The organism is Pseudoalteromonas sp. NZS11 (assembly GCF_015864765.1).
Classification (GTDB): domain Bacteria; phylum Pseudomonadota; class Gammaproteobacteria; order Enterobacterales; family Alteromonadaceae; genus Pseudoalteromonas; species Pseudoalteromonas arctica.
Genome location: NZ_JADYWP010000008.1, coordinates 40888 through 55184, shown reverse-complemented (window position 1 = coordinate 55184; position 14297 = coordinate 40888). Strand labels below are relative to the sequence as shown.

The 14297-nt window shown below is 38.1% G+C and carries 16 protein-coding genes and 1 tRNA gene; 11 read left to right on the top strand and 6 right to left on the bottom strand.

All coding sequences use genetic code 11. The features are described 5' to 3' along the window. Positions 1 to 52: 52 nt before the first annotated feature. Positions 53 to 856 (bottom strand): inositol-1-monophosphatase, encoded by an 804-nt coding sequence (gene suhB, locus I6E82_RS15555; RefSeq protein WP_002957826.1) that lies wholly within the window; start codon positions 854 to 856, stop codon positions 53 to 55. A 276-nt stretch (positions 857 to 1132) separates the two neighbouring features. On the opposite strand from suhB, the gene I6E82_RS15550 reads away from it, so the two are divergent. Continuing rightward, positions 1133 to 1549, top strand: coding sequence for a VOC family protein (locus I6E82_RS15550; protein ID WP_197118256.1), 417 nt, complete (start codon positions 1133 to 1135; stop codon positions 1547 to 1549). A 38-nt stretch (positions 1550 to 1587) separates the two neighbouring features. On the opposite strand, the gene I6E82_RS15545 is transcribed toward I6E82_RS15550, so the two are convergent. Continuing rightward, complete coding sequence (locus I6E82_RS15545; RefSeq protein WP_007586484.1) at positions 1588 to 2256, bottom strand: LiaF domain-containing protein; 669 nt, start codon at positions 2254 to 2256, stop codon at positions 1588 to 1590. Positions 2257 to 2584: 328 nt separating this feature from the next. On the opposite strand from I6E82_RS15545, the gene I6E82_RS15540 reads away from it, so the two are divergent. The 4 genes from I6E82_RS15540 to I6E82_RS15525 all read left to right on the top strand — a co-directional run bounded on the left by I6E82_RS15540 (position 2585) and on the right by I6E82_RS15525 (position 4590). Further along, positions 2585 to 3151 (top strand): BON domain-containing protein, encoded by a 567-nt coding sequence (locus I6E82_RS15540; protein ID WP_007586486.1) that lies wholly within the window; start codon positions 2585 to 2587, stop codon positions 3149 to 3151. 72 nt (positions 3152 to 3223) lie between these two features. Beyond that, complete coding sequence (locus tag I6E82_RS15535) at positions 3224 to 3382, top strand: YqaE/Pmp3 family membrane protein (protein WP_121953763.1); 159 nt, start codon at positions 3224 to 3226, stop codon at positions 3380 to 3382. A 379-nt stretch (positions 3383 to 3761) separates the two neighbouring features. Continuing rightward, positions 3762 to 4259, top strand: coding sequence for a hypothetical protein (locus I6E82_RS15530; RefSeq protein WP_197118255.1), 498 nt, complete (start codon positions 3762 to 3764; stop codon positions 4257 to 4259). 254 nt (positions 4260 to 4513) lie between these two features. After that, positions 4514 to 4590, top strand: a tRNA-Ile gene (locus tag I6E82_RS15525). A 319-nt stretch (positions 4591 to 4909) separates the two neighbouring features. Here the strand turns inward: I6E82_RS15525 and I6E82_RS15520 are convergent. After that, positions 4910 to 5239 (bottom strand): 5-carboxymethyl-2-hydroxymuconate Delta-isomerase, encoded by a 330-nt coding sequence (locus I6E82_RS15520; RefSeq protein WP_024590599.1) that lies wholly within the window; start codon positions 5237 to 5239, stop codon positions 4910 to 4912. A gap of 207 nt (positions 5240 to 5446) precedes the next feature. On the opposite strand from I6E82_RS15520, the gene I6E82_RS15515 reads away from it, so the two are divergent. The 6 genes from I6E82_RS15515 (at position 5447) to I6E82_RS15490 (ending at position 10502) form a co-directional block, all read left to right on the top strand. Then, a complete protein-coding gene (locus tag I6E82_RS15515) occupies positions 5447 to 5932 on the top strand; it encodes a CreA family protein (RefSeq protein ID WP_024590600.1) in 486 nt (161 codons plus the stop codon). 29 nt (positions 5933 to 5961) lie between these two features. Beyond that, positions 5962 to 6735, top strand: a complete 774-nt coding sequence (locus I6E82_RS15510) for a hypothetical protein (protein WP_121953765.1) — start codon at positions 5962 to 5964, stop codon at positions 6733 to 6735. An 11-nt stretch (positions 6736 to 6746) separates the two neighbouring features. Beyond that, complete coding sequence (locus I6E82_RS15505) at positions 6747 to 7385, top strand: LysE family translocator (RefSeq protein ID WP_165735441.1); 639 nt, start codon at positions 6747 to 6749, stop codon at positions 7383 to 7385. A gap of 26 nt (positions 7386 to 7411) precedes the next feature. Then, the gene (locus tag I6E82_RS15500; RefSeq protein ID WP_197118254.1) at positions 7412 to 7906 is read left to right on the top strand and encodes a gamma-glutamylcyclotransferase family protein; all 495 of its coding nucleotides are present in this window, start codon (positions 7412 to 7414) and stop codon (positions 7904 to 7906) included. Positions 7907 to 7921: 15 nt separating this feature from the next. Then, entirely contained in the window at positions 7922 to 9463 is a 1542-nt protein-coding gene (locus I6E82_RS15495; protein WP_197118253.1) for a serine hydrolase, read from the top strand. 121 nt (positions 9464 to 9584) lie between these two features. Beyond that, a complete protein-coding gene (locus I6E82_RS15490) occupies positions 9585 to 10502 on the top strand; it encodes a histone deacetylase family protein (RefSeq protein WP_197118252.1) in 918 nt (305 codons plus the stop codon). A 13-nt stretch (positions 10503 to 10515) separates the two neighbouring features. Here I6E82_RS15490 and I6E82_RS15485 read toward each other — a convergent pair whose 3' ends face one another. From I6E82_RS15485 to I6E82_RS15475, 3 genes are read right to left on the bottom strand one after another with little or no spacing between them, the layout of a single operon-like run. Continuing rightward, positions 10516 to 10809, bottom strand: a complete 294-nt coding sequence (locus I6E82_RS15485; RefSeq protein WP_010553373.1) for a hypothetical protein — start codon at positions 10807 to 10809, stop codon at positions 10516 to 10518. A gap of 6 nt (positions 10810 to 10815) precedes the next feature. Then, complete coding sequence (locus tag I6E82_RS15480; protein ID WP_197118251.1) at positions 10816 to 11625, bottom strand: DUF2797 domain-containing protein; 810 nt, start codon at positions 11623 to 11625, stop codon at positions 10816 to 10818. A 22-nt stretch (positions 11626 to 11647) separates the two neighbouring features. Further along, positions 11648 to 14188, bottom strand: a complete 2541-nt coding sequence (locus I6E82_RS15475) for an EAL domain-containing protein (RefSeq protein WP_121953770.1) — start codon at positions 14186 to 14188, stop codon at positions 11648 to 11650. Positions 14189 to 14297 lie beyond the last annotated feature (109 nt).

Below are 14297 nucleotides of genomic sequence, written 5' to 3'. Positions count from 1 at the left end.
CACAAAAAAAGGAGCCTGAGCTCCTTTTTAGCATGCTATTAATAGCATTAAATTAGCGAAGTAACGACTCAGTTAATACTGGACGAATTTCACGAATAATTGCTTGAGTCAATTTTGGTGAACCACAGATAATATTGCCGCTGTGGTTATAGTTATTACCACCAGCGAAATCTACAACCATACCGCCCGCTTCTTTAACCATAAGTTCGCCTGCAGCAGAGTTCCAAGGTTTTAAACCAATTTCAAAAAAACCATCAACACGGCCAGCAGCAACGTATGCCATATCTAAAGCAGAACAACCTGCGCGACGAATGTCTGCAGTGTGTACAAACAATGCTTTAAACGCTTCAGTGTATGCGTCCATGTGGTTTTTGTTTTTGAAAGGGAAGCCAGTAGCAAGTACAGTGCCTGCAAGGACCGTCGTTTTGCTAACACGTAGACGTTTGCTGTTTAACTGAGTGCCTTGTCCGCGAGACGCAGTGAAAAGCTCGCCACGAATTGGATCATAAATAACAGCTTGGTCTAAACGACCTTTAACTTTAAGTGCGATAGAAACCGCGTAATGAGGGATACCTTTGATGAAGTTAGTTGTTCCATCGATAGGATCTACAATCCATTGGTAATCATCATCCTTGCCTTTATGCTCACCTAATTCCTCACCAACAATAGAGTGAGTAGGGTAAGACTGTAAAATAGTGTCACGAATTACGGCTTCGGCTTCTTTATCAATGTTAGTTACTAAGTCGTTAGCGCCTTTTTGTTGCACTTCAACTTTTGATAAATCTTCACTTGCGCGAAGTAAAATTTTGCCTGCGTTGCGCGCAGCGCGAACCGCAATGTTTAACATTGGATGCATGGTATTACCTTTGGGTTGTAAAAGAACGTTTATATATTTCAGCCGGCGTATTTTAGCGACTTTTGACATAAAGTAAACAATAAACCCCAAATACTTATGTTTGTTTTTTATACAAGATTGAAAAGTGTCTATATTTTTAAAAAATAATAATGAGCAATTAATAAGTCATTATGTTCCTTTGTGTGTTAATTAAATTTAATTAATTTTAAATAACGCTTTACCTAAAGTTAGCTTGAGGTTTTATCGTGATCCTAACTTAATTGATAGGACAACATTATGTATTTAGAGCACGTAAACTTAGTCGCGAGTGATATAGATAGCATGCTTAAATTTTATCGCGCTGTATTTCCACATTGGTCGATTAGAAGTGAGGGCAGAGGCGATTGGCATGGAAAACCAAGACGCTGGGTACACTTTGGAGATGACACGCATTACATTGCGATAAGCGACCATGGTGAGGGTGAAAACAGAAACTTATCGGGCCATCAAATTGGTTTTGCACACTTTGCTTATGTAACTAATAATTTAAGCGCAGTAGTAATGCGCTTAAATAAAGTGGGTTTTACAGTAAGCAAGCAAGGTAGCGAGAATCCTTTCAGAAAGAATGTCTACTTTATTGATCCTGCAGGGTTTGAAGTTGAGTTTGTAGAGTATTTAAGTGATATACCAAGCGAGCGAAATAACGATTTATAATAAAATACTAAGCAGCACGCTAAAGTGCTGCTACTCAATTATAGTGAGCGGTTATTATTACCCGTGCCAAACTGGGTTTTTAGCTCATTTGCAAAGCTCATAAATTTTTCTTTAATTGTGCGCTTTATTTTTACTTCAACCGATCCCATAACTGCCTTTCCTTCAATATGAATAGTAGGACCTTGGCGTTTGTTAAGCGACACCGATTTATTTTCAAGACTACTTAAAATACAAAACATTTTAGACACTACATTTACATGCTCTGGTACGTAAATCTCATCGCTACCAAAAATACAGTTAACGTGAATAGTTACATTTTGATGCGCAAAAATGGCATCAGTAAAATCAAGTACCACCGATCCCATAAAGTTACTTAAATATATATTTTTTGGCACGACCCACTGACCGCTTCGTTCGTTAGAGCCTAAAATACTACGTAATGTAAAATCATCATCACTGTTTTGCTGTGCACTATAATGTGGTTTAAATTGCGATTGTTTTTCTGCTTTATATTGCTGATCGGTATTAAGTGTTAAGTCTTCTACTAAGGCTAAAAGAGCGTCGTTATTAGGTGCATCCATCGCGCTATCGAGTCGTCTCTCAAATGCATCAACAGAAATAACCCCATGACTGTAATTATAAATTAATTGGTCAATTACTTGTTCGCGTACTTGCTCTATTGGGCGGTCTTCAACTTTTACAGACATGGGGCATTCCTTATTATATTTACTATTGATACTGCTCTTGATGTTTATATGCAAAGCACGCACCAAATATAATCACCCTAATTATCAGTAGGTTAATTTATAATGATGTTTTTTATTTTGTTATATTAACGATAGATTAACCAAAAATGCAATTATCTAGCTATTTTCACTATTTGAGAAAGTTTTACCGAGTAGCCTGTAAATAGTTACACAACTATAGATAATGCCTCACTCCAAAATAAACTCAACCTATTGAAATATAAGTATAAATAAAGTTGGCCCAAAGCTCGCATTAGTTAAAGTGTCTTTAATCAAAAGGAGAAAGATTATGAAAACATTTAACAAGTCTATTATCGCAGCTCTAGTTCTTGGTACTACGGCTATGGGTGCCCAAGCAAACAGCTGGGAAAACGAAAGTAAAGATGCTTGGATTGATGGTAAGGCAGAAACAGTTCTACTTATGAACACTAATCTAAACAACTTTGACATTAACACTGATGTAAAAAATGGCAAAGTAGTACTTACAGGTAAAGTTAATAGCGAGCTTGATAAAGAGCTAGCAGAAGAACTTGTACTTAGCCTAGATGGTGTATCTGATGTTGATAACAGCCTTACTGTTGTTAAAAGCATGGATACCAAAGATAAAAGCAATGACATGATGGACGATGATGATAACGACCTAACGGACGCTAAAATCACCACTGTAATCACAACTCGCTTCCTGTTTGACTCAGAAGTAGGTGGTACAGACATTGATGTTGATACCGACAACGGTATTGTAACTCTGAACGGTTCAGTAGAGTCTGAAGCTGAAAAACAACTAGCAGTTAAAATTGCTAAAAATGCTGAAGATGTTCGTGACGTAGTTGATAAACTAGCTATTGTTGCTGAATAATACAGTATAGTTAAGGCCCACTAACACTGGGCTTTACGCCTTTTTAATGCTTAATTTAAATGGAGTTTAGTCATGGATATTATTCGTATAATACTTTCAGTTTTATTGCCGCCATTAGGTGTGTTTTTGCAAGTTGGCTTAGGTATGCATTTTTGGTTAAATATTGTATTAACACTGTTAGGTTATTTCCCAGGGTTAATACATGCAATCTACATTATTGCGAAAAAATAATGACAGATTATATATTGTGTAAGCCGACTACTGAGGTTTAGCTAAATAAAAACTTCAGTACTGATCGGCTCACAATATCAGTTTTTAAAGTAAATATTTTTTATCAAAATCTAATTTTTAATTGACTCAAACTAAGTGATTTATTTCTTGTAACTCACTCCCAACATTCCCTCAGCCACACCTATCGTTTACTTCAATTAAGCTTTCTAACTAACAGCAGTGTTCTGATTCTGTATTGATGCCATTTAGGAAGTCTTTAACATTAGTTTGTTTATATATCTACAATACGCGATTAATTACTCTATTATTAAGTGGCAATATTACCATCACTTCTAGTGTTATCATTAAACCAAGTTTTTACGCATATTGAGGTAGCTAATTGAATATTCGACTTATACTGTCAGGCGTTGTGTCATTCGTTTTTTATTTTAGTTGGGCCTACTGGGCAAATAGTTCGGCAGATATTGCTAAATCTGTCACGCTTCAAGCTGCATTAGTACAAGGTTTGTATAGTGGATTTGTAACGCTGTTTTTTACTTTTATTTTAGAAAAGGTCGTCAACAAGTATAAGTCTAGTTATGTAACGCTTGCGTTCGTAACTCCAATTATTTGTATGTTTCATTCTAAAACACCACAAAACGTAGCAATACGACAAAGCTTCAATAATGCAATTAACTCTAGCGCCTCGTATTTAGGTAACAAAAAAATAGCAGGTGTACTTTTTGCGCCTATTATTCCGATTACTATTCAATCGAGCTTAGTGATTATGGTGAATGTAATTAATCAGACACCTAATTTGGCACTTACAGTAGCCCCAAGCATATTTTTTACAGCCTTGTATGCCTACACATATATGTTAGCTTTACTTAAAAAGTAGAGCGTTAAATATAAAAGACTACATGTGGGAGGAGGGTTTTATAATTTAATGCAGAGAATATCATGGGAAATATCTTGTATTTTATGCTTATACCCACCTAAAAGATTACTATTTAAGCAGTTAGCTTACTGATTGTTAAAATAAAGGTGTTTGGTAGTGACAAGCACCTAAAAAGTTTTTATACTGCAACCCGCTTTAGTCGCTCTGTGACTGAACGCTTCAAAAATTAACTGCCTAGCAGTTATATAAAAGTTGGCCCCTTAGCTCAGTTGGTTAGAGCACACGACTCATAATCGTTAGGTCCCCAGTTCGAGTCTGGGAGGGGCCACCACTTTTACAAGCTTCCCAAAAAATACCTATTCAAATTATTTAAAGCTACATGAACTTAATATCGTGTAATTTATTATTCTTTATTTACCTCTAATAATAAATATAATTTAAATAAAGTTAATCCGTAGATTAAGCTAAGCTTTCTTAAATTTGAAAGAGTGCGAATGCACTATTAAATTCCAGCGTTAGATCGGACGCTATTCATGCTCTGTTTTGTAAATGACAATGAGCTGCACCTGATTTTAGAATACAAAAAAGCCCCTATTGGGGCTTTTTACTTACTAGTGTTTACTTCTATTGCTCAAAACTACAAGAGTTAACTAATTTTTACGGTATATCTCATGCTCAATATCGTAAATATTTACGCTTAGGCTGTCTGATGCTCTGCAGTATGTTTTTAAGCATGAAAGTAGCAGTTCGCTTAACATTTGTTTTTGCTCAATTGAGCGCCCAGCCAATATATGTACCGCGATATGTATAAACCCTGATTTTCCTGCGCCAAGTTGATATTGCTGATAAGCAATAGCGCGCGTTTTTATGGTTTCTAACTCAAATAAATCGCTTTCAAAGGCGGTATTGTGAATTTTTTCTACGAGAACTTGTGGTAATACAGGGAGGTCTTCTGAGTGTTCAATAATAATGTGCGGCATTTAGGCGTTTCCTATTATGAGTTACTGCATGAGCGAGAGTTAATTGTATCAAATACAACAGGGTTCGCTAAACCCTGAGCTATCTAAAATCTTTACTTTAAACTAATTTAGTCGTATTTATTTTTGATGTTAGTATAAAAACATACAGGTGAACCTTCGCTTAGTAACGTAGGTGCTAAATTACTTATATATTAATTAAGGATAAGTATGAAATTACCACAAAAATTTAAACGTTTAGTTTTACTTGCAGGTGCTGTTGTTACATTAAGTGCTTGCTCTGATGATGTTGCGTCGGTAAGCCTTGGGTTATTTACAACTAAAGATGTTGTAGTTAATTCGCAGCAAGATCCAATCCTCGAAGGCGTTACTTGTCATATTAGTCATATAGAGGCTAATTTGGACTTTTCTGATCCCTCTGATATGTCTATAGCGTGTCGTCAAACGGGGCCTATTACAGCGCAGCAGCTACAAAAAATAGACCGCAGTAAATCAGGTGAAGTGATATTCAAATCATCTAAAAGTATATTATTTAAATCACTAAAAGTGCGCCGTATTTACGATGCTGAGAATCGTACTTTATTGTACTTATCGTACTCAACTAAAGAATCCAGTGGTAGCCACCACCATGCGCTATCAACAGTGCCGCTATACAATACTCAAGCGTGGGATTGGGCGCTTACACAGAAAGACTAAACTAGCACTAAAACTTATAAGAGCACCTTATGTTAGCTTTATTTAAATCGGCACCTTTATTGGAAGATCAAGAGCAGCAATGGCTTATTGATACATTTATTTGGGCTGTAGAAAATTTTGATGCTGAGTTTTTTACAAAGCAAACACAAATAATACTGCCAACGGCCACTTTTTTCCCCGATTCGGTATCGAGCATTGAGGAAATGGCGAGTAATGTTTTTACCCGCGTTACTAATTACGCGGGTATGAATGCATGGCCTATTCAATTAGTCGCACCTCAGCAGTTACAACCGCAAGTTTTTCCGCACTTTGAATTTAGTGATGAAATACGTGGCGAAGGCAGTCATTTAATTGTGCCGCCAAGCCATAAGGTCAGTATCTCTTTTAATCCTAATCAGATTAATCAGCCACAAGATTTAGTGGCTAGTTATGCGGGTACTCTGGCCACCATACTTATCCATCACGTTGGGGTGCTACCGCCAGGCGGTAGGGAGTATTTACCACAAGCTGCCGATGCACTTGCTTGTTTTTTAGGATTTGGTGTGATGATGAGCAACACGGTGTATCAGTTTAAAGGCGGTTGTGGCTCTTGTTATAATCCATACGCTAACCGTGAAGCTAAGTTAAGTGAAACACATACGGTATTTATGCATGCCCTGATTAGTTACTTTAAAAACGATAAAGTGTCTAAAAAACATTTAAAGCCGCATTTACGTGGTCAGTTCAAAAAAGCACAAAAAGAAATTAAAGCATTGGTAAATAACTCGGCTAACCCGCTGTTATTAGCTTATTCGCCAAACTAGCAAGGATCTGCGTGGAATACTTAGATGAATTTTTACTGATTGTTATTGCTCATTTTTTTGCAGTAGCAAGCCCAGGGCCTGACTTTGCCGTAGTACTTAAGCAAAGTGTGCAACAAGGAAGGCGCAATGCATTGTGGACAAGCGCCGGTGTTGGCGCTGCTATTCTACTGCACGTTGCCTATTGCGTTTTAGGTGTTGCGCTTATTTTAACGCAATCGCCTAGTTTATTTATGGCGCTTAAGTATCTTGCCGGTGCATATTTAGCTTATTTAGGCGTACAAGCACTCAGAGCTGCAAAACCTACAGCAAGTAATGAAGGCGAGGCTGCAAAAGATGTTGAAAACAAAACCGTCCAAGAAGAATCCGTTTGGCTTGCTTTTAGGCGCGGCTTTTTCACAAATGCATTAAACCCAAAAGCCACGTTATTTTTTATGTCGTTATTTACACTCGTGATTAGCCCAACAACACCGACTAGCGTACAGATCGGTTACGGTGTGTACATGGCACTGGCTACTTGGGCGTGGTTTTCAATGCTTTCAATAATACTTTCTAGAAATAATGTAAGGGGTTTTTTCCAACAACGCGGTTATTGGTTTGACCGTGGAATTGGCGTTATTTTAATTGCCCTTGCAGTACGTGTTGTTATTTAACTTATTTAAAAAGTACAGGAGATAAAATGTCGTTATATAATTTTTCGTTTGGCTCTAATATGTCATCTAATCGTTTGTTAGCGCGCTTACCTAATGTAAAGCGTGTAGGAACAGCGGTACTTAAAGGTTACGAGCTAACTTTTGATATGCTATTTAAAGATGGCTCTGGCAAATGCAGTATTTGCCCAAGCGATAAAGAAGGCGCGCTGGTTTACGGCGTAATTTATGAGCTTAATGAAGATGAAAAAGTTATTTTAGATGGTATTGAGGGCGTAGGTTACGACTGCGTAGATATAGCCCCAACGCTTTTAACGGGTGAGACTGTAACTGCACATTGTTATATAGCTAATACCCACGACAGCGATGTACTCCCATACGATTGGTACATAAAACACGTTCATCGCGGATCACTTGAAGCGGGCGTACCAAAAGAATACAGTGATGCGATATTAAATCGCGCACAAAAAAGCGATACCAATCAAGAGCGCGCAGCAATTGAATTTGCAGTTCATCAACAATAATAAAATAGGATTGATATGAAATTAACCAAACTTGCCGCAATTGCACTACTAGCAGGCACTACGTTTAGTAGCTGGGCACAAGTTGATACCAACAAAATTGACGACGTTATTAAAGCGTCAATGGCACGTTTTGATGTACCAGGTATGGCCGTCGCCATTGTTGAAAACGATAAAGTGATATTTGCTAAAGGCTTTGGTGTAACTAATCTCGATACCAACAAAAAAGTAAACAAAGACACCTTGTTTGGTATTGCTTCAAACACGAAAGCGTTTACAACTGCAGCACTTGCCAAGTTGGTTGATGAAGGGAAGTTGAGCTGGGATGACCGCGTAATTGATCATTTACCAGAGTTTAGATTATACGACTCATACGTAACACGCGAAATGCGTATTCGTGACTTGTTAAGCCATCGCAGTGGGCTAGGGCTTGGGCAAGGCGATTTAATGATTTGGCCAAGTACCGACAAGTCAGTTGATGAAATTTTAGCGGGATTACAGTATTTAAAACCAGCGAGCAGTTTTCGTAGTAAATACGCTTATAACAACCTGATGTTTGTCACCGCTGGTGAAGTGGTTGCGCGTGTGTCGGGTATGAGCTGGAACGATTATATCGAAAAAAATATATTACAACCGCTACACATGGACAACTCACGCGCGGGCTTTTCACGTATTCCAAAAAGCAATAAAAACTGGGCTACAGGTCATATTCCTATGGATGGTATGCTTCATCCATTTTTTGTGAATTACCTAGAAGATTTTAGAGGCGCAGGTGCAATTGCTTCAAGTGTAAGCGATATGAGCCAATGGCTTCGTACGCAATTAGCAGGCGGTAAAATGCCAAGTGGCGAGCAGCTGTTTAGCGAAAAACAACAAGCGCAAATGTGGCACCCACATATTACGTCTATGGCGTCTAAAAGCGCGTTTGAGTCGTATCATCAGCAGTTTAGAGGTTATGGGTTAGGTTGGAGCATTGAAGACTACCATGGCTTTAAAAAGCTAGGTCATGGTGGTGGTATTTTAGGAATGGTATCGCAAGTTACTTTATTGCCTGAGAAAAAACTTGGTATTGTTATTTTATCTAATCAACAAGCTTTTGGTGCGCTTTCGGCGGTAACCCATGAAGTACTTGAAGATGCGCTTGAGCTTGAAGATAAAGACTGGGTAGAGGATTTAGCTAAAAGCCATTTTGAAGGCAAGCAACAAGCGTATGCTAATGCAAAACCAGAAGCCCCCGCTGACTACCAACCACAATTACCAAACATTAATTACACCGGTACATTACACGATGATTGGTATGGCGATGTGATTATTGAGCAGCTTGATAGTAAGTTACATATTGATTTTACGCATACCAAGCGCTTAAAAGGCACACTTGAGCATTACACTGGTAATACATTTATTGTTAAGTGGGATGAAAAGCTACTTGAAGCGGATGCATTTATTCGTTTTGAAATGAGCTCACAAAACCGTGTAAACAGCGCTAAAATGCGTGCGGTATCAACGCAAGTTACCGACTTTAGCTTTGACTTTAGAAACCTACATTTAAAAGCAAAATAGCTAATAACATTAGTATTTAAAGTACCGATATTTAAAGTATCGATATAAACCAAAGTCGCAAAGCCACCATTAGGTGGTTTTGCTATATTAGTACTTAATTTACTTTGCTTTGGAGCACTTTATGCGTACAGCAGTTATTTCACATCCTCATTGCCGTAAGCATAAAATGATAGACGACCATCCTGAGTGCCCAGAGCGCTTAGATGCAATTACCGACAGATTATTAGCCAGCGGCGTAGATGTTGGCTTAACACACCTTCAAGCACCTAAAGCCGAGCGTGAGCATTATTTACTTGCTCACGATGAAGCTTTAGTTAAGCACGTAGAAACGACACTACCAACCGAAGGACTCGCTAATTTAGACGGTGATACTTGGCTGTGCCCCGATTCGTTTAAAGCGATTGAACGTGCAGTGGGTGCAGGGTTGTTAGCTGTTGATGAAATACTTGCCGATAAACTCGATGCTGCTTTTTGCTCAGTACGCCCGCCAGGGCATCATGCGAATAAAGAGTCATCATCTGGATTTTGTGTGTTTAATAATTTAGCTATTGCCGTTAAGTACGCACAAAGCAAAGGGGTTAAACGGATTGCGATTGCTGACTTTGATGTACACCACGGTAATGGCACACAAGACATTTTTATTGATGACGAAAACGTACTGCTTTGTTCGTTATTTCAGTATCCGTTTTACCCAAATACAGCGGTTAAAAACAATAGTCATATAGTTAATTCACCTCTGCCAATTGCTAGTAATGGCGACGACCTAAAAGAGGTGTTTACTGGGCAATGGTTACCAAAATTAAAAGCGTTTAAGCCTGAATTACTTTTTATAAGCGCAGGGTTTGATGCACACCTAGAAGATGATATGGCAAGTTTAAAGTTTGTAGAGGATGACTACATTTGGCTTACCGAGCAACTATGTGGTGTTGCTAAAGAGGGCGGCTGCAAAGGTGTTATTTCGTACTTAGAAGGTGGCTATGCGCTATCAGCTTTAGGTCGCAGTGCTGTAGCGCATATAAAAGTGCTTACTGAGGTTTAAATAAAGAGAGTGCTTATAGCCCTAATAAATCAAACGCCTGCGCTGTGCTTAGGGTTTTGATTTTACCAAGGCAGCATTGTCCTTCATTTAATAAGTAAGCTGTAACAAGCTGTGCTAGTTGCTCGCCATTCAATTCAGGGCAAGCAGTGCCTTGTAAATTAAGGTAGTCACCTTGCTTATTAAGTACTCGCACATCGCTTAGTTCACTTTGCATAACGCTGTGTAAGCACTCTTGTTGCTCTTGTTGGTTATGGGCTATCTCAAGCTCATTATAAATAACCAATAACTGTGGATAGCTGTTTAGCATAGCCCGTTAGCCTACGGTTACTTCATAAGACGTAAATTTACGAATATTAATAACGCCTTTTTCAAAAATTAAGTACTGGCCTTTAATACCTTGTAAAACACCACTTACAACAGGGTCTTTATCAAAGTTAAATGAGCTGATTTTTGTTGGGTATTCGGTTACTGGAAAGTTTAAATCAACTACATCTTCATCAAGTTGTTCTATTGCTGTTGCGCCAAATAATTCACTGAGCTCGTTTAGCTTTTCACTAATTTGTGGGATCAGTTCGGCTGCAGCTGCTTTTAAGTCAATTGCTTCGTTTTGACCTTTTAACATATTGCGCCAATTAGTTTTGTCGGCAATAAATTCAGCCAATGCAACTTCCACTAAACCTGATTGCAGGCGAGTTTGCACTTTAAAAATAGGTAATGCTTGAGTCGCGCCTTGATCAACCCAACGAGTCGGTATTTGTGTGTGGCGGGTAATACCTACTTTTAACCCAGAGGTGTTAGCGAGATATACATAGTGTGGGATCATGCAGTTTGCTTCGCCCCATTCTGGCTCTCGGCAAGTACCTTGGTCATAGTGGCAGGTTTCTGGTTTCATAATACACATATCGCAACTAGCAAGCTTGCGCATACATACAAAGCAGTGACCTTGAGAATAGCTTTTTTTGGTTTTTTTACCGCAGTTAGAACATAAAATAGTGCCACTAAAGGTAAGCGTAAGCTCCTTACCTATAAATGCATTTAAGTCTACTAAGTGCTCACCTACTGGTAAGTGATATTGTACTGGTTCGGTTAAGCTCGATTTTAGTTTACGCAGTGTGCCTTGCATCTTTACTTGGCCCCTAAAGATGTTAAAAAGAGGAGTCTAACATTTTTAAGCTATATTGGCTTTTTAAGAAGTGTAAATAGTCGGTGTAAGGCAGTGCTTTTGCGTATAAATAACCTTGGGCGTAGTCAGCGTTCATATCTTTGAGTAAGTGATGGATTTCCTGGGTTTCTACCCCCTCAATTGTTATTGATAAATTGAGGTTATGCGCCATATCAATGGCTGTTTGTACAATAACCTGGTGAGTAGGGTTATTAGGTAAATCAAAAACAAATGACTTATCTATTTTAAGTTCACTAAAGTGATAATTGACTAAGTAGCTAAGTGACGCATAGCCTGTCCCAAAGTCATCCAGTACTACTTTAATACCTAATGCGGTTAGCTCATCAACTAACTTTATAAGTGCATCTTGGCTATCTACGAAGGCCGATTCGGTTAGTTCAAATTTAAGTAACTGTGCCGGCACTTGGTATTTAATTAAAATATTTTCTACTTTTTCGGCTAAATTATTTATAGTTAAGTTTTTAGCGCTTAAATTTACGCTAATTGTGTGCTCGTTATAGCCATTTTTTGTAAGCTTGACTATGTCTTTACAGGCTTGCTCTATTACCCACAGTGTTAGCTCGTTAATAATGCCTGTGTGCTCAGCAAGTATTATTAGTTCTTCAATTGATAAGTTGCTGTAAGTTGGGTCGGGCCAACGTAATAAAGCTTCAGCACCACTTACGTGGTTACTTAATAAGTTTATTTGAGGTTGGTAATAAAGTGCCAGTTGATTTGTTTTGATGGCTTGTTGCAGCTTAGCGGCTAGAGCAACGTCCATCATTAGATTATTACCATTTGACGATGACCCAACTTGATTAACGCTACCTTTTGCTTTTTTAAGCGCTAAATAACCACGCTTTAACCAATATTCAAAGTCGTTACTCTTACCTGCACTACTAATACCTATACTGTAACTAAGCTGCAGGTTTAGCCCTTTAATTTCATATTGTTTTGGTAGGCTGCTAATTATTTTAGTCAGTAGTGCTTCTAGCATTTCTTGGTTTTGTGTTTTAGTAGAAATACAGGCAAATACGCCACTGCTTAAATCGGCTAAGCGTGGGCTGGTGTTTAAATCTGTTTCGAGGTTTGTAAATTCGCGTTCATGGCTGAGTTCTAATTCAAGCTCTTTGGCTACATGCTTTATAAGTGTGTAGCCCTGAGAAGAGGTAATAATAGTATTGAGCGAATTAAAGTGACGTATTTTTATTAAACATAAAGTTGTTGAGCGGTTTTGGCTTTGTAGCGCCATAAATGCTTGTTTTAGCTTGGAGCTATTAAGTAACTTTGTTTGTTGTGTGTGCGTGGCATGGTAAAGCGCACGTTCGCGCTGATACCTTACTCGGTCTGCTAACGCCATTGCCATTAAAATAACTTCGCACAAAATAGCGACTAAAAAGGCATGGCGGGTTGTAAAGGTATACGGTAAAACACCAGTGAGTTCCATGGGCTGAATTGCAGCACCAAATATTAGTGGTATCCATGAAAAAACATAAAACTTAGCCCACCTAAAACCACTACGTAACTTGTTATATATTAAAATAATACAGGTAATATAAAGCAGTACCATCACACCAAAAAATATAGGAGCCGCTATATTCTCGGGAATAAACAAGCTACATACAGCAAGAACAAACATAAGCCAAAGTAGGGTGATGCTCATTTTGTAGCGCCAGCATTTATCCTTATGGTAGCGCAAAAACATGGTGCAAAAAGCAAGGGTGAAAAAAGCGACCCCATAATTACTAAACACGACTTGTTCGTTAATAAGGAGCTGCCAGTGATTAGGCCATATATAAAAACCAAAACCTAATACAGCCCCCATTAACGTAATAGCGCTGACGATGTAGCCAATATAAATTAAATAAACACGGTCTTTTATGCCAAAATAAAGCACCAAGTTATAAAGCGCAGCCATCAATAGCACGCCTACAAAAATGCCCCAGATCCCAGTTTGAGAGCGCACTAAGTCAATAAACTCTTTATCACGATATAAGTTTACAGGTGTTTTACTTATGCCGATTGTGTCTATTTTCATTACTAGGCGCTGTGACGATTTTCTTTCTACTAAAAAACGAATATGCGGTACGCTGTACTCAAACAAAGAGAGGGCTTCTTCTTTATCACCGAGTTTGTATGTTTCAATTAGTTTGTTATTTTTGTCGAGGCGATAAACCGTAAGATGATCGACCATAGGGTTGTCAAAATGTGCCACAACATTTTGCTTGTTAAGGCTTTTATTTTCTAAATCAAGAAACAACCAATAGTTTTGCTGGCTAAAACTCCATGGAACATCTGAAAATGGTTGATGAGTAAGTAATTCAGGTTGGTTAATGATGGTATCGAATGTTTTAGTTTTGGTTTCGTCAATATAGTAGGCGTAATCGAGGTACATTGGAGCCGTTTTATCAATTGTATATCGTGTAGGCACGACAAGGTTTGATGCCAATGTACTGATTATAAAAAATATAAATATCAGTATGGCAACAGCAATTGCATGGTAACGTAAAGTTCTTAGTTCCAACGTTAATTTACTTTTAAAAAACCTTTTAATTAGTGTAGCACTAAAAAAGCGCAGATAAACTGCGCTTTTGTAGTTAAATTAACTGGTTATACCAATGAATAGGTATTAC